19 protein-coding genes are annotated in these 19,544 nt (G+C 58.2%); 8 read left to right on the top strand and 11 right to left on the bottom strand.

Annotation, left to right across the window (positions count from 1 at the left end; translation table 11 throughout):
- Window position 1 precedes the first annotated feature (1 nt).
- The 4 genes from fliP to fliF are packed head-to-tail and all read right to left on the bottom strand — an operon-like array spanning window position 2 to window position 3,198.
- Window positions 2-733 (bottom strand): flagellar type III secretion system pore protein FliP, encoded by a 732-nt coding sequence (gene fliP, locus ACR0J0_RS15020; protein WP_480664962.1) that lies wholly within the window; start codon window positions 731-733, stop codon window positions 2-4.
- Window positions 733-1,020, bottom strand: coding sequence for a FliM/FliN family flagellar motor switch protein (locus ACR0J0_RS15015; protein WP_480664961.1), 288 nt, complete (start codon window positions 1,018-1,020; stop codon window positions 733-735). Before ACR0J0_RS15015 ends, fliP begins: the two co-directional genes overlap by 1 nt.
- Entirely contained in the window at window positions 1,013-1,609 is a 597-nt protein-coding gene (locus ACR0J0_RS15010) for a FliH/SctL family protein (RefSeq protein WP_480664960.1), read from the bottom strand. Before ACR0J0_RS15010 ends, ACR0J0_RS15015 begins: the two co-directional genes overlap by 8 nt.
- Window positions 1,609-3,198 carry a flagellar basal-body MS-ring/collar protein FliF gene (gene fliF / locus ACR0J0_RS15005; protein WP_480664959.1) on the bottom strand — a complete coding sequence of 530 codons (1,590 nt, stop codon included), beginning with the start codon at window positions 3,196-3,198 and terminating at the stop codon, window positions 1,609-1,611. The genes ACR0J0_RS15010 and fliF overlap by 1 nt, the downstream gene beginning before the upstream one ends.
- Window positions 3,199-3,317: 119 nt before the next feature.
- Between fliF and ACR0J0_RS15000 the strand changes: the two genes are divergently transcribed.
- From ACR0J0_RS15000 to ACR0J0_RS14980, 5 genes are read left to right on the top strand one after another with little or no spacing between them, the layout of a single operon-like run.
- Window positions 3,318-3,815: a flagellar basal body-associated FliL family protein gene (locus ACR0J0_RS15000; RefSeq protein ID WP_480664958.1), complete on the top strand. Its 498-nt coding sequence runs from the start codon at window positions 3,318-3,320 to the stop codon at window positions 3,813-3,815.
- A 9-nt stretch (window positions 3,816-3,824) separates the two neighbouring features.
- The gene (locus ACR0J0_RS14995; protein WP_480664957.1) at window positions 3,825-4,292 is read left to right on the top strand and encodes a hypothetical protein; all 468 of its coding nucleotides are present in this window, start codon (window positions 3,825-3,827) and stop codon (window positions 4,290-4,292) included.
- A complete protein-coding gene (locus tag ACR0J0_RS14990) occupies window positions 4,289-4,864 on the top strand; it encodes a MotE family protein (RefSeq protein ID WP_480664956.1) in 576 nt (191 codons plus the stop codon). The genes ACR0J0_RS14995 and ACR0J0_RS14990 overlap by 4 nt, the downstream gene beginning before the upstream one ends.
- A gap of 46 nt (window positions 4,865-4,910) precedes the next feature.
- Complete coding sequence (gene motA / locus ACR0J0_RS14985) at window positions 4,911-5,780, top strand: flagellar motor stator protein MotA (RefSeq protein WP_480664955.1); 870 nt, start codon at window positions 4,911-4,913, stop codon at window positions 5,778-5,780.
- Complete coding sequence (locus ACR0J0_RS14980) at window positions 5,777-7,912, top strand: hypothetical protein (protein WP_480664954.1); 2,136 nt, start codon at window positions 5,777-5,779, stop codon at window positions 7,910-7,912. The genes motA and ACR0J0_RS14980 overlap by 4 nt, the downstream gene beginning before the upstream one ends.
- A gap of 105 nt (window positions 7,913-8,017) precedes the next feature.
- Here the strand turns inward: ACR0J0_RS14980 and ACR0J0_RS14975 are convergent, their stop codons facing one another.
- From ACR0J0_RS14975 to betB, 3 genes are all read right to left on the bottom strand, one after another.
- A complete protein-coding gene (locus ACR0J0_RS14975; protein WP_480664953.1) occupies window positions 8,018-9,361 on the bottom strand; it encodes an MmgE/PrpD family protein in 1,344 nt (447 codons plus the stop codon).
- Window positions 9,358-11,802 (bottom strand): GcvT family protein, encoded by a 2,445-nt coding sequence (locus tag ACR0J0_RS14970; protein ID WP_480664952.1) that lies wholly within the window; start codon window positions 11,800-11,802, stop codon window positions 9,358-9,360. Before ACR0J0_RS14970 ends, ACR0J0_RS14975 begins: the two co-directional genes overlap by 4 nt.
- A 129-nt stretch (window positions 11,803-11,931) precedes the next feature.
- The gene (betB, locus tag ACR0J0_RS14965; RefSeq protein WP_480664951.1) at window positions 11,932-13,386 is read right to left on the bottom strand and encodes a betaine-aldehyde dehydrogenase; all 1,455 of its coding nucleotides are present in this window, start codon (window positions 13,384-13,386) and stop codon (window positions 11,932-11,934) included.
- A 192-nt stretch (window positions 13,387-13,578) separates the two neighbouring features.
- On the opposite strand from betB, the gene ACR0J0_RS14960 reads away from it, so the two are divergent.
- A complete protein-coding gene (locus ACR0J0_RS14960; RefSeq protein ID WP_480664950.1) occupies window positions 13,579-13,908 on the top strand; it encodes a hypothetical protein in 330 nt (109 codons plus the stop codon).
- A 4-nt stretch (window positions 13,909-13,912) separates the two neighbouring features.
- On the opposite strand, the gene ACR0J0_RS14955 is transcribed toward ACR0J0_RS14960, so the two are convergent.
- Window positions 13,913-14,416: an ion channel gene (locus ACR0J0_RS14955; RefSeq protein ID WP_480664949.1), complete on the bottom strand. Its 504-nt coding sequence runs from the start codon at window positions 14,414-14,416 to the stop codon at window positions 13,913-13,915.
- A 75-nt stretch (window positions 14,417-14,491) separates the two neighbouring features.
- Window positions 14,492-15,397: an oxygen-dependent tRNA uridine(34) hydroxylase TrhO gene (gene trhO, locus ACR0J0_RS14950; protein WP_480664948.1), complete on the bottom strand. Its 906-nt coding sequence runs from the start codon at window positions 15,395-15,397 to the stop codon at window positions 14,492-14,494.
- 96 nt (window positions 15,398-15,493) lie between these two features.
- Between trhO and pncA the strand changes: the two genes are divergently transcribed.
- Window positions 15,494-16,087 carry a bifunctional nicotinamidase/pyrazinamidase gene (gene pncA, locus ACR0J0_RS14945; RefSeq protein WP_480664947.1) on the top strand — a complete coding sequence of 198 codons (594 nt, stop codon included), beginning with the start codon at window positions 15,494-15,496 and terminating at the stop codon, window positions 16,085-16,087.
- Here the strand turns inward: pncA and ACR0J0_RS14940 are convergent.
- Window positions 16,084-16,617, bottom strand: coding sequence for a hypothetical protein (locus ACR0J0_RS14940; RefSeq protein ID WP_480664946.1), 534 nt, complete (start codon window positions 16,615-16,617; stop codon window positions 16,084-16,086). The two genes, pncA and ACR0J0_RS14940, sit on opposite strands and share 4 nt — an antisense overlap.
- Before the next feature lie 165 nt (window positions 16,618-16,782).
- Here ACR0J0_RS14940 and pncB point away from each other — a divergent pair, with 165 nt between their 5' ends.
- Window positions 16,783-18,075 carry a nicotinate phosphoribosyltransferase gene (gene pncB, locus ACR0J0_RS14935; protein WP_480664945.1) on the top strand — a complete coding sequence of 431 codons (1,293 nt, stop codon included), beginning with the start codon at window positions 16,783-16,785 and terminating at the stop codon, window positions 18,073-18,075.
- 3 nt (window positions 18,076-18,078) lie between these two features.
- On the opposite strand, the gene ACR0J0_RS14930 is transcribed toward pncB, so the two are convergent.
- Window positions 18,079-19,530 carry an aldehyde dehydrogenase family protein gene (locus ACR0J0_RS14930; RefSeq protein ID WP_480664944.1) on the bottom strand — a complete coding sequence of 484 codons (1,452 nt, stop codon included), beginning with the start codon at window positions 19,528-19,530 and terminating at the stop codon, window positions 18,079-18,081.
- Window positions 19,531-19,544: the final 14 nt, after the last annotated feature.

Below are 19,544 nucleotides of genomic sequence, written 5' to 3'. Positions count from 1 at the left end.
CCTATGTCGCATAGCTTCGCACCAAGGCGCTGGCGATCAGGGACCAACCGTCGGCAATGACAAAAAATGCCAACTTGAACGGTAACGACACCGTGGCAGGCGGCACCATCATCATTCCCATCGACATCAGCACGGCCGCCACCACAAGGTCGATGATCAGGAACGGTAGAAAGACCAGAAACCCAATCTGAAAAGCACGCGCTATTTCAGACAGCATGAAGGACGGCATCAGAACAGACAGCGGTGCCTCGGAGGACAACGCGATAGCGTCGCCGCCGGGTCGCAGGGCGGCCATGGCATGAAAGGTATCGGGGTCCAGCCGCGCGGCCATGAAGGCGCGAAACGGATGCAAAGCGCGTTCCAGCGCCGGTTCAACCTCCATCGTTTCGTCAACCATCGGCCGGATACCGGTCGTCCAGGCCTCGGTGAAAACCGGCTCCATGATGAAATACGTCAGGAACAGGGCCAGGCTGACGATCAGCATGTTGGGTGGAGATTGCTGCAACCCGATACCCTGCCGTAAAATCGCCAGAACGGTAATCAGGAACGGGAAACAGGTGATCATGATCGCCAAACCGGGCGCGAGGCTGAGCACCGTGATCAACAGGATCAGCTGGATCGTCCGGGCCGAAATAGACTCACCCTCGCCAAGCGATACGGACAGCTCCTGTGCCGCTGCCAGAGACGGAGTCAGGGTAGCCAGCGCGACAGCCAACAATAGAAGTCGGAGCATCAACCGATTCCGTTTTGCAAATCCGCGATTTCCGTCAGTCGCACGGCCAACTGCCCGGCCTGATCTCCTTCCATCTCTTCCAGCAGACCCCGGGCGACCAGTTGGTCTCCGACATACAGGTCGACCGGATCCTCGATGCGTTTGTCCAGGGTCAACACTGCGTTTTCGCCCATGTTCAGCAAATCCCGGATCAGAGGGCGCGCCCGACCGACCGATACGGTGACTTCGATTGGAACGGACTCGAACGGGTTGGGTTTTTCCGGTTTTGGTGTCCGCGGGTCAATCATTGTTCACTGCCTCTTTTGCCTGAAAAACATACGCCTGAAAGGCACCGTCGATCGCAGCAAGCAAAGCTCTGCAATCGACCTCTCGCTGGGAAATTCCGACTTTCAACCGCGCCTGCCCCGGCTCCAGCGTCGAATCTTCAATCACTTGCGCAGGGGATGACAACTCATTCGGGATCAGGTTTTCCACCTCATCCACGCGACCGATGGGCACAAAAATCTGCATGGGCTGACCGATCTGCGTGCGAGCCATGTCGGTGAGCTGTTCGACCAGACGAACCGCAAACCCTCGATCCAACGTTTCGGGCAAAACTGCCTTTGTTAGGCTCTGAAACATAGGCTCCAGCGACTGGGCCATACTGCTGACCGCCTCATGATATGTGAAAGACATGTCTTCAAGCGATTTGGCCAGTTCCGCCGCTATCTGACTCCGGCTTTGCGCCTGCGCCTGCACGGCATCCTCCCAACCTGCGCTATAGCCTTGTTCAAAGGCGGCCAACCTCTGTTCCTCCAGCGCGTCTTCGTCCAGAACGTGCAGTTTGGTGCCGCCAGCCTGCAAGGTGAAATCCTCAAGAAGATGGGCTATCGACATCACGCACGCTCCTCACCTTCTTCCAGCCAGCTGCGAAGGATTTCGACCGTTTCTTCCTGCTTGTCGCCAATCATCGCCCTCAGCCGATCGACTGGATCTGCACCGGCTTGGGAAGCCAGCGCCGGAACATTCCCGGAGGGTACTTGCCCCGGGAGTTTAGTGAACTGCCCGCCTTCTTCGGTTGCAATTTCCCCGGTCAGGTAAGATTCGGGCTCAGGCGACCCACCCGCGGGCAACAAGGCCTGTGCCGTGGCGGGCTGGGTTAGGATCGGGCGAATGACAAACAGGCCGAGCACCAGGGACACAAGCGCCAGTACAGCCATCTGGATCATTGACATCGCGTCGAAATGTATCTTTTGCCACAGCGAGGCGGTCGCCAATGTGCCCTGCGGTTCGACGACTGGCATGTCCAGCGACTTCAGCGTTATCACATCGCCGCGTTCGCCATTGTACCCCACGGCCGAGGCCACAAGCTCTTGCAAGGCATCAAGCTCCGCCTGCGGCATCGGCGTGAATGTTTCAGCGCCCTCTGTGGTCACAGACCGGGTTCCGTTCACCAGCACTGCCACGGTCAGGCGCTTGATTGCGCCGGGGCCGTTATGGACCTCCAGCTCGGTTTCCGAGACCTCGTAGTTGATACGCTCGCGTGTTTGGGTGGCGTTTGAATTGGATTCGTCCCCGCCTGCACCATCTCCGTCCGGCAGGTTTGATGCCACGGTGACGTCCGCAGACTGGTTACGGGCGCTGTCTGACCGCTCCTCGACATCGGTACTGATGGCGACACGGCCATTGGGGTCAAATCGACGCTCGCGGATGGATTCGGTCTTGGTCACAGTGTCGACGCTGACTTCGACCACGGCGTTTCCGGCTCCGACTCGGGCCTCGACGAGGCGCAGAACCCGCTCCCTCAACTGACGGGATTTATCATCTGCTGTATCGGCTGCCACAGGGTTATCCTGCGTGCCGATCACCGCACCGTTGGAATCGATGACCGCGACATTCTCAGGGGCCAGACCACTGACTGCCGAAGACACCAGGAACCGAATTGCCTTTGCCTGATCCGAGGTGATGTCAGCGCCCGAAGCGACCAAGTAAACAGAAGCTGTTGGTGCGACGCTGCGCTGAAATGGATTCGATGATCCGTTGGCGATATGAACGCGCGCCTGGCTGATATGCGGGCTGCCAACAATGGTTCGGGCCAACTCACCTTCTTTGGCGCGCCAATAAGCAGCGTCAAACATCTGGGATGTGGTGCCAAATCCGCTGAGCGAGTCCAGCAACTCATACCCTCGGTTTCCGTTCGCGGGCAGGCCTTCGCTGGCCAGTGTCATGCGCAGCTCATCCCGTTGCGCACCAGGAACATAGATAGATCCGCCGCGAATCTCATACTGCACACCGCGCTGGTCCAATGAGCGGACGATATCCCCTGCAGCACCGCTCTCGAGCCCGGCATAGAGCAGGGTCATCGACGGCGCCGTCACAAGCCGCGACATCGCAAGAATGCCCAAAAGTACCAGCACAACTGCGCCGGCGACGATGATTTGTTTACGCCTGTCCAAACTTGCCCAGACAGTTCCGATCTGCTGCACGCTCACCTCCGACTCGCCGACATTCTGCCCGGCGCAGCCCCTGTTTGAACGATTGCCCTTAACAATCGGTTAGTCCCTGCCGGGTTATGACGGCTGCGAAATGCATGAATGAGGACGTCATGACCGACGCGACTGCAGAACAGGCAGAAGTCTCAGAAAAATCTGGGAAAAAGGGATTGATAATCGGGATGATTCTGGCGGCTGCCGGGGCCGTGGGCGGGTATTTCCTGACAGTGTCAGGGCTGTTGCCAATTGGCGGAACACCCGCGGCGCAAGAGTCACAGGAAACGGGCGAAGACAAGCCCGCCAAGGCGTTGCCAAAGGTGGGTTTTGTAGATCTTGCCCCGGTCATTGTCGCGGTAAACACCAGCGATTCGCGGCATCTGAAATTTCACGCCCAGCTCGAGGTGAACGCCCCGTACATCGCGGACGTGGAAAAGATGAAACCGCGAATCATGGACGTGCTGAATGGATATCTGCGCGCGATCGAGGTGGCGGATCTTGAGGATTCGCTCGCGCTTATGCGCATCCGCGGTCACCTTTTGCGGCGCATTGAAATCGTCGTCGGTGAAGGTCGCGTGCGCGACGTTCTGGTCATGGAATTCGTACTGAACTAGGAGGCGAAGTTGGAGCTGATTGCAGATATTTTGCTGGTAGCCGGCGCGCTGGGTGCGGGTCTTTATTGTTTCGTTCTGTCCCGGCGGTTGAAACGTTTTACCGACCTTGAAAAAGGCGTCGGTGGCGCAGTGGCTGTTTTGTCATCGCAGGCCGATGAGCTGAAAAGATCGCTGGATTCCGCTCGGGACGCCTCGGATCAATCAGGAGTGGCCCTGAAAGAACTGACCGCACGCGCCGAAACGGTTGCCCAGCGGTTGGAACTGATGATGGCCTCAATGCATGACGTTGTGCCGGACGAAGATGCACCTGCCGAATCTTCTGTTTCGGAACCAGAATCCGTCGAAGAGGTTTCTGAAGATGAAGTTGAAGCACACGCCGAGCCCAAGGCGGATGAAGAACCCTCGGTGAAGGCTCAGCCAAAACGACCCGGTGGTCTGATGTTCCTGCGCCACAATCGCAGCGAGGCCCCGACATGACCAGGAAGCGCGCAGACAAGCGACCCAAGGGCGGCGTTCTTGCGGTGATATCCATGCTGATGATCGGTTCTGCCGCGATCAGATTGGGGTTTGAGGCCGGGCCCGCACTGGCCAAGAGCGGCGACCCCCTCCCTCCGGAATCCGGACAAAGCCAACCGCAACGACCCGGCGCGCAAGTGCTGTTGACAGAATTGCTGCGCCGAGAAGAGGCTCTGAAGCAGCGGGAAGCCGCCGTGGTGGACAAGGAAAAAGCGTTGAGTATCGCGGATCAGGCGATCGGGACCCGCCTGGCCGCCTTGCAGGAGGCCGAGGACTCGCTACGCGAAACACTGGCGTTTGCAGAAAAGGCAGCCGAGACCGACCTGACGCGTCTGACGGATGTGTACCAAAGCATGAAACCCAAAGACGCAGCAGCCTTGTTCGAAACGATGGATCCCGGTTTTGCAGCTGGATTTCTGTCGCGAATGCCGCCTGATGCCGCCGCAGGCGTTCTGGCCGGTCTCAGCCCTGAAGCAGCCTATACGATCAGCGTGATCATGGCCGGCCGCAACGCCGCAGCCCCACAGGAATAACGCTCATGATTTTCACCCTCGCATCGGACTTTGCCGGAGATCGCCCATGATCGGAATAATTGGAATCGTCGTGATTTTTGCAATGGTGTTCGGCGGCTATCTTGCTGCGGGCGGAAAGATGGCGATCATTTTGAAATCGCTCCCGTTCGAAATGATGATGATTGGCGGCGCCGCCGTCGGCGCATTTATGATCAGCAACGACATGAGCGCCGTCAAACACACGATCAAAGATATGGGCAAAGTGTTCAAGGGCCCCAAATGGAAGCCCGAGGATTACCGCGATCTGCTATGTCTTCTGTTTTCGCTGATCCGCATTGCCAAGGCAAGCCCGGTCGAGGTGGAACAGCATATCGAAGACCCGGAAAATTCGTCTCTGTTCTCTGCTTATCCGAAAATTCAGGCGGATAAGGAAGCCGTCGACCTGATCTGCGACACGATGCGATCGGCAACCATGAACTACGACGATCCACATCAGGTAGAAGAGGTGCTGGAAAAGCGGATGGAGGCGAACTTTCATCACGCCATGCATTCCAGCCACGCTTTGCAAACGGTGGCCGATGGTCTGCCCGCGCTGGGGATCGTGGCCGCAGTTCTGGGTGTTATCAAAACGATGGGATCTATTGATCAACCGCCCGAAGTTTTGGGCAAACTGATCGGTGGCGCTCTGGTCGGCACCTTTCTGGGCGTGTTTCTGGCCTATGGTCTGGTTGGCCCCTTCGCTGGCAAGCTGAAAGCCGTGGTGGAAGAGGACAACCATTTTTACCAGCTGATCAAAGAGGTTCTGGTTGCCAACCTGCACAATCACAACGCGGCCATGTGTATTGAAGTCGGCCGTCAGAACACACCGACACACAACCGACCGGGATTTTCCGAGCTTGAAGACGCGTTGAAGGAACTCAAGCAGGCAGCGGCATGATCCGAACCATTTTCATTGCGTTCGTGCTGAGCGCGGCCGCGGCACAGGCCCAGGATATTCCAGTGCGGTCGGGTGAACATGACGGTTACACGCGCCTGGTCGCTCAGGTTCCGCCCGGTACCGGCTGGGTTCTGGTACAGTCCGAAAACGGCGCGCACTTGAATGTCGAACTGGACAAAGTGACATTCAATACGGGTTCTGTTTTTCGTCGCCTCACACAAAACCGCCTTGCCGCAGTTTCGCAGTCAGAGCCGGGTGGCGCCCTTGAGATGCAGTTCGGCTGCGACTGTGTTGCGTCGGCTTTTCTGTTTAAGAACACGATGATCGTCGTGGATATTGCACCGGGAAAAGCACTCCCCCCAATCCGCGCCGAAATCGCTCCGCCTGTTTTGCCTAAAGCGCCTAAAGAGAAAAGCCCGCTGGCAGAGGTGCAGGAGCTGCAGGGGCTGGAGTTGCCGTTGCTGAGCCTCACCGCGCAGCGCTTCGAAGATCAACTTTCGACTCTGCTGCTGCGCGGGGCCGACCGGGAACTTGTTGATCTGAACCTCGCACCCGTAGGGCCAAGAATGTCGGTTCCGGAAGACGGGCCATCCATCCCGCCAGGCTTGAACACAAACATCCATGTAACATCAGTGCTGGACGGGTTGAACGACCTTCTCGGGCCGTCGCTGCCGCAACTTGAAAAACGCCCTCCTTGCATTTCCAACGCTGAGCTTGGATTTGACCGATGGTCCGGAGGTGGCTCTTTTCCGGAACAAGTGGCCTCACTTCGGGGCGATTTGTTTCAAGAGTTCGACCGCATAGACAAAGAAAAGGCGCTGGAACTGGCTCGTCTTTATGCCCATTCCGGATTCGGTGCCGAAGCCCTTCAGGCGCTGGACCTACTTGGGCAGAAACCACCGGAGGCAGATCGGGTTGCAGCAATCGCACGCTTTCTGGATGGCCGTAAGCTCACGGTGTCAAACCCCTTCACCAGCCTTCAACGTTGCGAAAGTGACGCGGCGCTATGGGCACTTTTGATCGAAGGGGTTTTGCAAAAAAATGCTCAGTTGCGGTCGATCGAGCAGTCCTTCGCACGTTTGCCAGACCATCTACGGCGTCACGTCGGACCAACACTGGCCGAAATTCTGACGGATGCAGGCAAACTGGAAGCCGCGCGACGCGTTTTGCGCGCAGTCGACCGGATCGAATCTGTGGTCAGTACCGACACGTCGCAGGCCAAGGCCAAGGTCGCGGCGGCTGAAGGCGATGGTCCCAGGGTCGAATCTCTGCTGAACGAAGTCATCAACTCCTCTGATGCTGATATGGAGGCACCACTTGCTCTTGCGCGTCTTGTAGACAAGCGATGGTCAGAGCGTGGGTCGATATCCCCACAGGAGCTTGATCTTGCGGCGGCGTACGTAGTGGAGTTTCGCCGGTCAGACCTTGGGCCGCTCATGTGGCGCACGCAAATCGTCGCCTTAAGCCTGAGCCATGAGTTCGACGAAGCGGTGGATCTATTGGTGCCCCACCCGTCAGAGGTTGAGAGCATTGAAACATTGAACCGGGTCGCTCAGATCCTGACCGAACGTGCCGACGACGAGACATTCCTGCGCCGGGCTTTGACCTTTTCGACCAGCCAAAGGCAGGACCTGACGACCGAAACCGCAGTGAAATTGGCCGAGAGGTTTGTCACGCTTGGCTTTGCAGAGGCTGCACTGGACCTTGCCGGTCGGCCGCAAGACAAAACGCGGCGCGCCGAAAGGGCCCGGTTGCGCGCCCGCGCTGCCTTGCTGCAAACCAGGCCGCATCAAGCGATGCTGGAGTTGGCCGACGATCCGTCGGACACCGCCCAACTGTTAAGAGGGCAGGCGATGCAGGCTATAGGCGACTATGCGTCCGCGGGTGAGCTTTGGCGCGCTGCGGGAGAGGACGAAGATGCCGATCGGTTCTTCTGGCTGGCAGATCGCATCGAAGAGATCGACGATGATCGGGGCACAAAATATTCTGCGGTAAACCGAACGACGATGTACCTGTCCGATGCACCCGGCCGAGTGCCGGACAAACCCTTGGCCGATGCGCACAATTTGCTAGCGGACAGTTCAGAAACGCGGCGACGGATTTCTGAGTTGCTGGCGGCGGTAAGCCAATAGGAAAGCCGACCCGCCAATCCGGAGCGCTCAGATTCCCGCCCCATAACTGCTGGTTGCGCGTTAACTTGGTCATATAAACACCCTGACAGCCGTCGCCCTCGGGGTCTATGGATCAAAGACCAAGGGCATCAGGTCTGACAATCTGGAGGCGGGATCTGTCCAACCTAGAATTGCTGTTCGGATCGCGTCGGCACGTTCCGAGCCAACGACTGGTGCCGCGAACTCGGTGTACTTGGCAATCACCTCATCCCTGCTGATTGGCGCCTCGGGCCCACCGCGCGCGTGAATGTCACCAGACTCTAACACACACCCATCGGTCAATTTCAGACTGGAATCCGCCCATCGTCCTTTCGGAAATCTCATGCTGTGCCGATCACTCTCTGAGACGTTAATGCGCGGCACCAAATCAGCCACAACCGGATCAGCTAGACCTTCGCCCGAGATATGCTCGACCCCGATCCGGCCATAGATCGCCTGAACGGCCACCGCAAAAGGCAGCGAATACTGGGCCTGCGATGTAGTGTCCGGCATCCCATCATACAGGCAAGCAGCCTCGTGAAAGCTGTTGATCTGCATCGATTGGATCCGGTCGTGAGTTAGGTCATGCTCCATCATCACCGCCCGAACGCCGTCAATAGCCGCATGGGCCCAACGACATATCGGATAGGGTTTCACATACTGGTGCTCGACCTGCCAGAACTGACCCAGATCTGCCCAATGCGGCGCAACCTCGTCGGCCTCAATTGTGATGGCTGGCGCGCCGGTAAAACCGCGCTCGGCCAGGATCGCAGAGGAGATGCCGACCATTGCCCCCCAGCCCGATCCGTCGTGCAGCATCGTTGGGTTTGCGATTTCACGCATCATCTGGCTGCGCGGGCCGTGATATTCGGCAATCCCCAGAGCTTGTCGAAACTGTTCGGTTGTGTGTTTGCGCAGCCGGGACGCCATGGCCGCCACCCCAAGCGCGTTCCATGCGCCGGATGTGTGATAGTCACTGACCGAAGCGTGCAGCGAAAGACCCGCGCGCCCCGCAACTTCGTATCCGGTTACAACCGCAGCCAGAGCTTCGGGCCCGGACAATTCAGGACAATGCGCCCCAAGTGAAACCAACGCGGGCAGCACAACAACACCGATATGTCCTTTGGTCGGGTTGTATCCGTCATGCCCATCCAGATTGTCGGTCTGCGTCGCCGCCGCATAAGCTGCGCCCGCCATGCTGACTGACCGGCCGTCAAACATCATCGGCGTGCTAAAGGCCGCTTCGGTGCTGCCATAGAGCAGCGCGGCCGTATCCCGGGCGATTACGCCAGCCTCCATCGGACCGGACGCAATCAGGATGCCCATTGTGTCCAGCATCATCAGGGCGGCGGATTCCTTGGCGCTTTCAGGTATCTCATGCGCCGGTCTTTTCAGGGCAAACTCTGCGACGCGCTCGAATGTCCCGGTCATTTGGCTGTTTCCATGACTTTGGGTTCCACGTCGCGCAACCGATGTCCCAATGGATCAAAGGGCGGTTCGGCGAGGATTTTGGCTTTATGAGGCCTACCGAGGATGAAGATTTCCACCGTATCACCCGGCTTGGCGACAGCAGGATTGGCGTAACCGATGGCGAGGGACTTGCCGACCGAATAACCGTAGGCACCCGAGGTCACGCGACCCACCGGAGTGCCGCCTGGCGTGAAGACCGGCTCGCCCCCCGTTGCATCAGCATCCGTCACGTCGACTTCGAAGATCGACAGGACCTCGCGCGCGGCGTTGTCCTTGATAGCCAGATAAGCTTCCTTGTGAAGGAAATCCTTGTCCAACTTGATCAGCCCCGCCAGCCCGACCTCCTGCGGCCAGTATTCCTGAGAATACTCGCGGCCCCATGAGCCATAGCCCTTCTCGATCCGCAGCGATCCCAGTGCGCGACCGCCAACCGGACCACCGTCGCACTCCTTCGCCGCCTCAAGAAGCACGGAATAGAGCCTGATCTGGTCTTCTTCGGCGCAGTGCAGCTCCCACCCCAGGTCGCCGGTAAAGCTGACGCGGATTGCCAGACAGGTCACGCCCGCGACCTCAATCGTGGCCGAGCGCATGAAGCGGAAGGCTTCGTTCGACAGATCCGCATTGGTCAGCCGCTGCAGCAGGTCGCGCGATCTGGGTCCTGCGATGTTGAAGCCCGCGATCCGATCCGTTGCCACCTCGAACGTGGTGCCCTCGGGCAGGTCGATCATGTTGAAAAACCGCTGATGATAACGCTCGGCCATGCCGGAGCCGATCATCATGTACTCGTCCTCGGCCACCTTGGTGATTGTAAAGTCGCCAGCTACGCCACCGCGCACCGAGATCAGCGGTGTCAGGCAAGAGCGTCCAACCACGGTCGGAACCCGGTTGGCAACCAACTGGTCCAGCCATTCATGCGCACCCGGTCCCTTGATCACGTAGTTGGCAAAGTTCGAGATGTCGATCACGCCGACGCTCTCGCGCAGCATCTTTACCTCGCGACCCACCGGGTCCCACCAGTTTTGGCGGGTAAAGCCGATTGTCTCTTCCGTACCCGGCTGATCGGCAAACCACAGCGGATGTTCCCAGCCGCAGTTCAGACCAAAGACGCAGCCCATGTCCTTTTGCATCTGGTACGCGGGGCGCACGCGGGCCGGACGGCCTGCGCTGCGTTCTTCGTTCGGGAAATGGATGGCGAAACGGTGGGTATACTGATCCTCGACCCGCGCCTTGGTGAACTTCTTGTCCGCCCAGTCGCCAAACCGGGCCAGATCCCAGGCGAACATGTCGTATTGCGGCTCGCCCTCAATCATCCATTGCGCCGCCAGCAGACCAAGACCACCCGATTGCGAGAAGCCGGGGATCAGGCCACCGCAAAGGAAATAGTTCTTCAGCTCGGGTACCGGACCCCAAAGCGCGCTGGAATCGGGCGACCAGATCATCGGACCGTTGATTACCCGTTTGACCCCGGCGGTGGCAGCAACCGGCACACGTTCGGTAGCGCGGATCACGTTTTCCATGATCCGGTCCAGATCGTCGGGGAACAGATCGTGGGCAAAATCCAGCGGCGTGCCATCTTCGGCCCAGAACTTCATGTCCTTCTCATAGGCGCCAATCAGCAGCCCGTTGCCTTCCTGTCGGAAATAGTACTCGCCATCCCGATCCGCGATCGAGGGTAAACGGCGACCCAGATTGGCGACCTCGTCGATGGATTCGGTCACGAAATACTGGTGTTCTGTCGGCTGCAGCGGCAAGGTCAAACCGGCCAAGGCCGCCACTTCGCGACCCCAGAGACCGGCGGCGTTCACCACCCACTGCGTATGAATGTCACCTTTTTCGGTGCGCACGATCCAAGATCCGTCGGGCTGTTGTTCAGTGCCAAACACAGGGCAAAAACGCTCGATCGTGGCACCCATGGCACGTGCACCGGCCGCATAGGCATGTGGCACGCCCGACGGATCCACATTGCCGCCGTCGGGTTCGTACATGATGCAGCGGATATCGTCGAACTGCGCCAGAGGGTGCAACTCCATCGCCTGTTCGCGGCTGACCTCATAGAAATTCAGGCCGTAGAACCGAGCCTTCGCCTCTTGCAGGCGCAGTTGGTGCTCTCGATCTTCAGTCTGCGCCAGATACAGCGACCCGGGTTGGAAAACGCCACAGCTTTGGCCCGTTTCCTGCTCCAGCTCCTTATACAGGTTCATCGTATAATGCTGGATCCGGGTGATGTTGTTGTTGTCGTGCAGCCCGTGAATGTTGGCCGCCGCGTGCCAGGTCGAACCTGACGTCAGTTCGTCCCGCTCAAGCAGGACAACGTCCCGCCAGCCGAGCTTGGCCAGATGGTACAGAATCGAACAACCAGCCAAGCCTCCACCGATCACTACGGCCTGTGCGTGCGTTTTCATGAACTTGATCTCCTGCCGCCGGCGCCGAAATCAGCGCCCCTTGGCAGAAGTCAGCCACAGGTCGAAAGCAGCTTATGCTCTGTTCCCGACGTCAAATGTCGGGAACAGAACCCTGATAGCCGGTTTTGGTCAGTACGGCGCTTCGACGTTGTTCATCGAAACGTAGACTGTCTTCATTTCGCTGAAGTGATTGATCGCCAGTTTCGAGTTCTCGCGCCCGACACCTGACATTTTAGAACCACCGAACGGAGCCTCCACCGGTGCAAGGTTATAGGTGTTGATATAGCAGGTGCCTGCCTCGAACCCGGCCACGATGCGGTGCGCACGGGTCAGGTCGTTGGTGAATACACCGGCGGCCAGACCGAATTCGGTGTCATTCGCACGGGCCATCACCTCTTCTTCGGTTTCGAAATCCAGCACGGACATGACCGGGCCAAAGATTTCTTCCCGCGCGATGGTCATGTCGTCCGCCACATCCGCGAACACGGTTGGCTGCATGTAGAAACCGTCGCCATCAATTCGCTCGCCGCCAAAGACCAGACGCGCGCCCTCGGCCTTGCCCTTTTCGACATAGCTCAGCGCGATGTTCATCTGGTTTTCGCTGACCATTGGACCAAAATTGACGTCCTCATCCAGCGGATCGCCAATTTTCGCCGTTGCGAGACGTTCCGAGAGGCGCTTGAGGAAGGCTTCCTTGATACCTTTTTGTACAAAGACTCGGGTACCGTTCGAACACACCTGTCCCGAAGAATAGAAGTTGCCGAGAATCGCGCCCGACACAGCGTTTTCGATATCTGCGTCATCGAACACGATCATCGGGGATTTACCACCCAGCTCCATCGTCACATGTTTCATGCCGTCGGCGGCAGCAGCATAGACCTTGCGGCCCGTCGGCACCGAGCCGGTCAGCGACACCTTGGCCACGCGCGGGTCAGTCACAAGCGATGCACCGACGTCGCCATAGCCCTGCACGACATTGTAAACACCTTTGGGCGCACCGGCCTCGATCAGAATCTCTGCCACTTGCAGGGCCGACAAAGGCGTAGTCTCGGAGGGTTTGAAAACCATCGTATTACCGCAGGCCAGCGCCGGGGCGCCTTTCCAGCAGGCGATCTGGGTCGGATAGTTCCATGCGCCGATACCAACACAAACGCCCAGCGCTTCACGAATGGTGTAGACAAAGTCGCCACCCCCCAGCGGGATATGCTCACCTGTCAGCGACGCGGCCAGGCCACCGAAATACTCCAGCGCGTCCGCGCCCGAGGTTGCATCCGCCACCAGAGTTTCCTGCAACGGTTTGCCGGTGTCGTGGGTCTCAAGGATCGAAAGCTCGCGATTGCGGTCGCGCATGATGTCCGCAGCGCGACGCAAAACCCGTCCGCGTTCGGTTCCGGACATGGCGGCCCATTCTGCTTGCGCGTTTTTTGCGCTGCTTAGAGCCTGATTCACGATATCAGGCGTTGCCGAGTGCAGGCGCGCAATGACTTCACCCGTGGCGGGGTAAATCACGTCGATTGGTGCGCCGCTGGTATCTTCGACATACTCGCCGTTGATGAAATGGCTCGCCTTGGGCTGGAATTTCATGACGGGTCCTTTTTTGTTTCGAAAGCGCCGTCTGAGCCGGGCGCTGATACGGTTCAAATCGCGTTTATCTTTTATTGATTGACCAGTCAATAAAGCCATTAGCTGGCAAATTCCTGCCGAGTCATAACGGCCCCCTCTTGAAACAAAAGGTTAATGTTCCATTTATGTTCTACATAGTCAGAGGATCACCCGATGGCCCATACGACCCGAGAATCCGTCCTTGGCGGACCGACAAACGACTACCACCTGCTGCCTGTTACGGACCGGCAAATGCGCTATGCCCGCGCCATCGCGCAGCAGTCAGCTTTGGAAATCCCGGTCGAAGCGCAACGGGATCGCAGGTCGATGTCCGCCTGGATTTCCGCCCATAAATCCGTCGACACGTCCCCCTTTGCGAATTACCCGACCGGTAAGCAGGTTGCCTTTGCCGAGCGGATTTCCCGCACCAAACGTCGACCGATTCCGTCAGAGTGTTTTCGGGACAAGCACGCGATGTCCCTGTGGATCGACCACAACAAATAGCCTGTCACGTTCGGGTGTGGCTGCGGGCATAGATTCCGACTGCGGCCGCAACGAACAATCCAAGCAGAATATATCCGGTGATCGCCTCGGCCACGGCCAGCCCCCGGCACAGACCCGCGGGGTGCAGATCGCCAAAGCCGACGGTCGTGAAGGTTACATACGAGAAGTACAGAACATCCGATGGCCCCTTTGCGCCGACAACACATAGATCGTAGTACCCGAACGATCCGTAAACAGCCGCGAACAGGAACGGGACGACCTGAATAAAAGAGATTCCCATCAGCAACAGCTGCCGCTTGGGCGATTTAACCTGAGTCATGTAGTACCAGGTTTGCGAAATCAGCCAGAGCACCAGCAACACGGTTGTCGCTGTACCGATCCTGTCACCCGCGGTGGCCTCGCTCAGCCGTGAAAACCCATACCATGCCAGAAAGCTGACAATGACCAGACCAAGAGCTGCGACCAGTGTCGACTTCCATTCATCCAGGGTTTTCGGGTCGCTGTGCATGGACTCTCCGGTGTTTAAGGCCTGACAGGATCATCAGGAATCAGGCTTGCGCCCGCAACCCTTAACAATTGGCGACTATTCGGTCCCAAGATGTTCCTGACCGCGCCGACGCGCCAGCAGGATCTGTTTCTGACGCTCGCGAAAACGGGCTTTGTCGGCTTCCGAGGTCTCATCGATACATTGATGGCACGATACGCCATGCTCGTATTCCGGCCGCTTCATGTCCTCGGGCAGGATCGGACGGCGGCAGCCGTGGCACAGATTGTGCGGCCCTTCGACCAGCCCGTGCCCGACGGAGACGCGGTTGTCGAAGACGAAGCACTCACCCTGCCAGGTGCTGTCCTCGGCAGGCATCTCTTCGAGATAGCGTAGGATGCCGCCCTTTAGGTGATACACGTCCTCGACCCCCTGCCCCAGCAGGTAGTTGGTCGATTTCTCACAGCGGATGCCGCCGGTGCAGAACATGGCCACGCGCTTGTTGTGAAAGCGGTCCTTGTTTTTTTCCCACCATTGCGGGAAATCGCGGAAACTGGCCGTTTCAGGGTCTATCGCGCCCTCAAACGTACCAATCGCCACCTCATAGTCGTTACGTGTGTCGATCACCACCACATCATCGGATCGGATCAGATCGTTCCAATCCTCGGGCTCGACATAGTTGCCGACGCGGGCGCGCGGATCGACATCCGGCTGGCCCATGGTAACGATCTCTTTCTTCAGGCGTACCTTCATCTTGCCAAAGGGCGGGTGGTCGGAAGTCGCCTCTTTCCACTCAAGATCGGCGCATCCGGGCAGAGCCTTGATATGGGCCAGAACCGCATCGATCCCGGCGCGGGGTCCGGCGATGGTGCCGTTAATTCCCTCGGCGGCCAGCAACAGTGTACCTTTCACCGATTGCGCACGGCAAAGATCCAGCAGCGGTTCGCGCAAGGCAACGTGATCCGCGAAACGGGTAAAGTGATAAAGAGCAGCGATCGTATACATGCGCGCGGTCTAAACCTGCTGATCAAGAGTCGCAAGGGACCGGATTGACGCCTACCGCCCAGCCCCCTACCGATAAGACAATGCGAGGAGACCCCGATGACCCATGCCCTGATTGTAGTCGACGTTCAAAACGACTTTTGCCCCGGCGGAGCGCTGGCCGTACCCGGAGGCGACGAAATCGTAGCGCCCATCAACGCGATGATGGACGAGTTCGACACCGTGATCCTGACGCAGGACTGGCACCCGGCCGGGCATTCATCCTTCGCCAGCGAACATGACGACAAGGGCCCCTTTGACGTGACCGACATGCATTACGGACCACAGGTTCTGTGGCCGGATCACTGTGTTCAGGGCACCGAAGGCGCAAGCTTTCATCCGGACCTGAAAACGCACGCTGATCTGGTCATTCGAAAAGGGTTTCGGCCCGGCATCGACAGTTACTCGGCGTTTTTCGAAAACGATCAGAAGACACCGACTGGATTGGAAGGGTATTTGAAATCACGCGGCATCACCAAGCTGACCCTTGTTGGTCTGGCGACGGATTTCTGCGTGCATTTCTCAGCCGTAGATGCAGCCCGGCTGGGTTTTGACGTCACCGTTCGTTTGGATGCTTGCCGGGCGATTGACCTCGACGGTTCTTTGGCAGCGGCAGAGGCTGCGATGCGTGATGCTGGCGTTAAGCTGATCTAAGGCGCGGAACCTTTTTCGGCAAGATACCTGAGCACTGCAAACAAGATCACCGCCAGTCCTAATGCGATGCCAATTCGTCCCGGCAATGTCCGGCGCTCCGGCGTCGCAGGTGATTTATAGCGTGGGTTAGGTGTCCAATTTTCGACTGTCTGGCGTTGACCATTGCGCGGTTTGGCCGTTCTGACGTCGTCCAAAAAGCCATGGAAATCGAACTCGCCGCAATACTCGCCCTGAATTCCCATTTCGCGAATATTGGCGAATAACGCGCGTAAAATCCGCTCACGTTCGGCTGCATCCCGGGGAGGATAGAACCCATGGCTCTGGTCACTGCCAGTGGATTCCAGATCGAAACCGGCATCCTGAAAGATCTTACGGATTTTCGGCGACGCAGCTCTCAGGGCGTCTGCGGTTTTGACATTCCGAAACCGCGCGCGTACCCCCGCGCCGCTCGACGCGTCGGATTGCCCTGAATTGGGGTCTATATCCCGCTGTTCACCAACAACGATGTCAAAATCGTACTCGAGAACCATTCACCAACTTAACCTCGTTCAACCATCCCTTTCTTTTCACTAAACGGTGAAAAGATCACACAATATGCTCGGATTGTGACCTGACCTTGTCATTGTCATCATTCTAGCGACTCTTGCCAATCCACGCACCGATTGATCTAACACTGGAAATCGCAGGAGTTCCCCATGGTCGATATTGCGACGCGTGTGTACAATCATAAATGGAAGATTGACCCGATTGTACGGTCTTTAATCGACACAGATTTCTACAAACTGCTGATGTGCCAGTCAGTGTTTCGAAATAAGCCCCAAACGGACGTGGCTTTTTCGCTGATTAACCGGTCGAATCACATTCCATTGGCCAAACTCATCGACGAAGGCGAGTTGCGCGAGCAGCTGGACCATATCCGCTCGCTCAGCCTCAGCCGGGGGGAAAGTACCTGGCTGCGGGGGAACACGTTCTATGGCAAACGCCAGATGTTCCGCTCGGATTTCATGGAATGGTTCGAAAACCTGCGCCTGCCACCTTATCACCTGGAACGGAAGGGTGATCAGTACGAGCTGACATTCGAGGGCAAGTGGCACGAGGTCATGCTGTGGGAAATCCCTGCCCTGGCGGTTTTGATGGAGTTACGCTCGCGCGCGGTGCTGAACGACATGCGGCGGTTCGAGCTGCAGGTGCTTTATGCCCGCGCCATGACCCGCGTTTGGGAGAAAATCGAGAATCTCCGGGAAATTGACGGACTTGGCATCGCCGATTTCGGGACCCGCCGCAGACACAGCTTCCTGTGGCAGGACTGGTGCGTCCAGGCCATGATCGAAGGGCTGGGTCCGGCCTTTACCGGCACATCGAACTGTCTGATCGCCATGCGGCGTGAAGTTGAGGCCATCGGCACCAATGCACACGAATTGCCCATGGTATATAGCGCCCTGGCCGAAGACGACTCTGAACTGGCGCAAGCGCCCTATGACGTTCTCAGCGATTGGCACGAGGAACATGACGGCAATCTGCGCATCATTCTGCCTGACACCTATGGGACTGAAGGTTTTCTGGATCGCGCGCCAGACTGGCTGGCGGGATGGACCGGTATCCGGATCGACAGCGGCGATCCGGCTGCGGGCGCGGAAACAGCAATCAAATGGTGGAAATCGCGCGGCGAAGTCCCGATGGAAAAGCGCGTGATTTTCTCGGACGGTCTGGATGTCGACAAGATCCGCGAACTGCACACGCAGTTTGCCCAACGGACCAAGGTGTCATTTGGCTGGGGCACATTGCTGACCAACGATTTCCGTGGGCTTGTGCCAAATGATGCGCTGGCGCCGTTCTCTCTGGTCTGCAAAGCGGTTTCCGCCAATGGTCGGCCAACTGTGAAACTGTCGGACAACCCCGAAAAGGCGATGGGTCCCAAGGATGAGATCGAACGCTATAAACGCGTGTTTGGAGTGGGTGCACAAGAGGCGATCAAGGTCATCGTTTAGGCTCTAACCATGGTAAGCTGCGACCGTTTTGAGCTGTGAGAACCCATAAAGCGCCTCAAAACCCTTTTCGCGGCCATGGCCGGATTTGCCCACGCCACCAAACGGCAGTTCTACCCCGCCGCCTGCGCCATAGTTATTGATAAACACCTGCCCCGAGTGCAGACGTTTTGCCAACCGCATCTGCCGTGCCCCGTCGCGGGTCCAAATGCTGGCGACCAGCCCGTAATCGGTACCGTTGGCTATTCGGATCGCGTCATCTTCGGTGTCAAACGGGATCAGAACCTGAACCGGGCCAAAGATTTCATTTTTGGCCAGTGTGTGGTCGGGCGGAACGTCAGCAAATAGGGTGGGTAAAACATATGCCCCCTCTGACGGGGCTCCGTCGACGATCCGCCCTTGTCCGGCAACCGCCAGATTCGCGCCTTTGGCCAGAAAGCCAGAAACGATGTCCTTTTGACGGGCAGATATCAACGGGCCAACCCGCAGATCGTCCTGCGCAGGGCCAACGGTCAGACCCACATAGGCTTCAGCCATTCGTTGCCGGACCTGTTCATATACACCCCGCTGCACCAGGATGCGCGACGAGGCCGAACAGGTCTGTCCTGCGTTCTGGATCCCGGCGTTCACCAGAAATGGCAGGGCGGCATCCAAATCGGCATCGTCAAAGACCAGCTGCGGCGACTTCCCTCCAAGCTCCAACGTCACCGGCACGACGTTTCGCCCCGCAGCCTGCTGGACCAACGCCCCAGTGGCGACCGAACCGGTAAACGAGATATGGTGCACGCCCGGATGACCCGACAGCGCAGCCCCGGCCTCGGCCCCCAAACCGGGTACAACATTCAAGGCGCCGGCGGGCAAACCAGCCTCTTGTGCCAGATGCGCAAAGGCCAGCGCGGTCAGGCAGGCCTCTTCCGCAGGTTTCAGAACACACGCATTGCCCATCGCCAGCGCGGCACCGACTGAACGGCCAATGATCTGCATTGGATAGTTCCACGGCACGATATGCCCTGTCACGCCGTGCGGCTCACGCAAAGTATAGACGGTATAACCGTCCAAGTACGGAATGGTCTCGCCCATGACCTTGTCCGCAGCGCCACCGTAGAATTCACAATACCGCGCCAGAGCCACGGCATCTGCCCGCGCCTGAGTCAGCGGCTTGCCCACATCCATGGCCTCAAGCGCCGCCAATTCATCAACGCGAGCGGTCACCAACTGCCCCAGTCGGGTCAGGATGCGGCCGCGTTCCAGCGCCGTCATGCGCCCCCATTCACCATCAAGCGCGGCCTGTGCCGCGGTGACGGCCGCGTCCACATCCTGCGTATCACCCGCTGCGATCCGGGAGATTTCCGAACCGTCCGAAGGGTTGATCAGCGGCAAAGTCTTTTGCGACGCAAGCGCAATCCAATTGCCGCCAATCAGACAAAGGCTGGGATCAAACCAAAGAGGGCTGGACATGTGACACTCCTAAT

The sequence above is a fragment of the Ruegeria sp. BF12 genome (assembly GCF_056538705.1).
This window is presented reverse-complemented; position numbering and strand designations above follow the sequence as displayed.

Excerpts from the sequence above, each read along its gene's own strand:
- fliP (WP_480664962.1), bottom strand. The coding sequence starts at position 733 with ATGCTCCGACTTCTATTGTTGGCTGTCGCGCTGGCTACCCTGACTCCG.
- ACR0J0_RS15015 (WP_480664961.1), bottom strand. The coding sequence starts at position 1,020 with ATGATTGACCCGCGGACACCAAAACCGGAAAAACCCAACCCGTTCGAG.
- ACR0J0_RS15010 (WP_480664960.1), bottom strand. The coding sequence starts at position 1,609 with ATGTCGATAGCCCATCTTCTTGAGGATTTCACCTTGCAGGCTGGCGGC.
- ACR0J0_RS15000 (WP_480664958.1), top strand. The coding sequence starts at position 3,318 with ATGACCGACGCGACTGCAGAACAGGCAGAAGTCTCAGAAAAATCTGGG.
- ACR0J0_RS14990 (WP_480664956.1), top strand. The coding sequence starts at position 4,289 with ATGACCAGGAAGCGCGCAGACAAGCGACCCAAGGGCGGCGTTCTTGCG.
- motA (WP_480664955.1), top strand. The coding sequence starts at position 4,911 with ATGATCGGAATAATTGGAATCGTCGTGATTTTTGCAATGGTGTTCGGC.
- ACR0J0_RS14980 (WP_480664954.1), top strand. The coding sequence starts at position 5,777 with ATGATCCGAACCATTTTCATTGCGTTCGTGCTGAGCGCGGCCGCGGCA.
- ACR0J0_RS14975 (WP_480664953.1), bottom strand. The coding sequence starts at position 9,361 with ATGACCGGGACATTCGAGCGCGTCGCAGAGTTTGCCCTGAAAAGACCG.
- ACR0J0_RS14970 (WP_480664952.1), bottom strand. The coding sequence starts at position 11,802 with ATGAAAACGCACGCACAGGCCGTAGTGATCGGTGGAGGCTTGGCTGGT.
- betB (WP_480664951.1), bottom strand. The coding sequence starts at position 13,386 with ATGAAATTCCAGCCCAAGGCGAGCCATTTCATCAACGGCGAGTATGTC.
- ACR0J0_RS14960 (WP_480664950.1), top strand. The coding sequence starts at position 13,579 with ATGGCCCATACGACCCGAGAATCCGTCCTTGGCGGACCGACAAACGAC.
- ACR0J0_RS14955 (WP_480664949.1), bottom strand. The coding sequence starts at position 14,416 with ATGCACAGCGACCCGAAAACCCTGGATGAATGGAAGTCGACACTGGTC.
- trhO (WP_480664948.1), bottom strand. The coding sequence starts at position 15,397 with ATGTATACGATCGCTGCTCTTTATCACTTTACCCGTTTCGCGGATCAC.
- pncA (WP_480664947.1), top strand. The coding sequence starts at position 15,494 with ATGACCCATGCCCTGATTGTAGTCGACGTTCAAAACGACTTTTGCCCC.
- ACR0J0_RS14940 (WP_480664946.1), bottom strand. The coding sequence starts at position 16,617 with ATGGTTCTCGAGTACGATTTTGACATCGTTGTTGGTGAACAGCGGGAT.
- pncB (WP_480664945.1), top strand. The coding sequence starts at position 16,783 with ATGGTCGATATTGCGACGCGTGTGTACAATCATAAATGGAAGATTGAC.
- ACR0J0_RS14930 (WP_480664944.1), bottom strand. The coding sequence starts at position 19,530 with ATGTCCAGCCCTCTTTGGTTTGATCCCAGCCTTTGTCTGATTGGCGGC.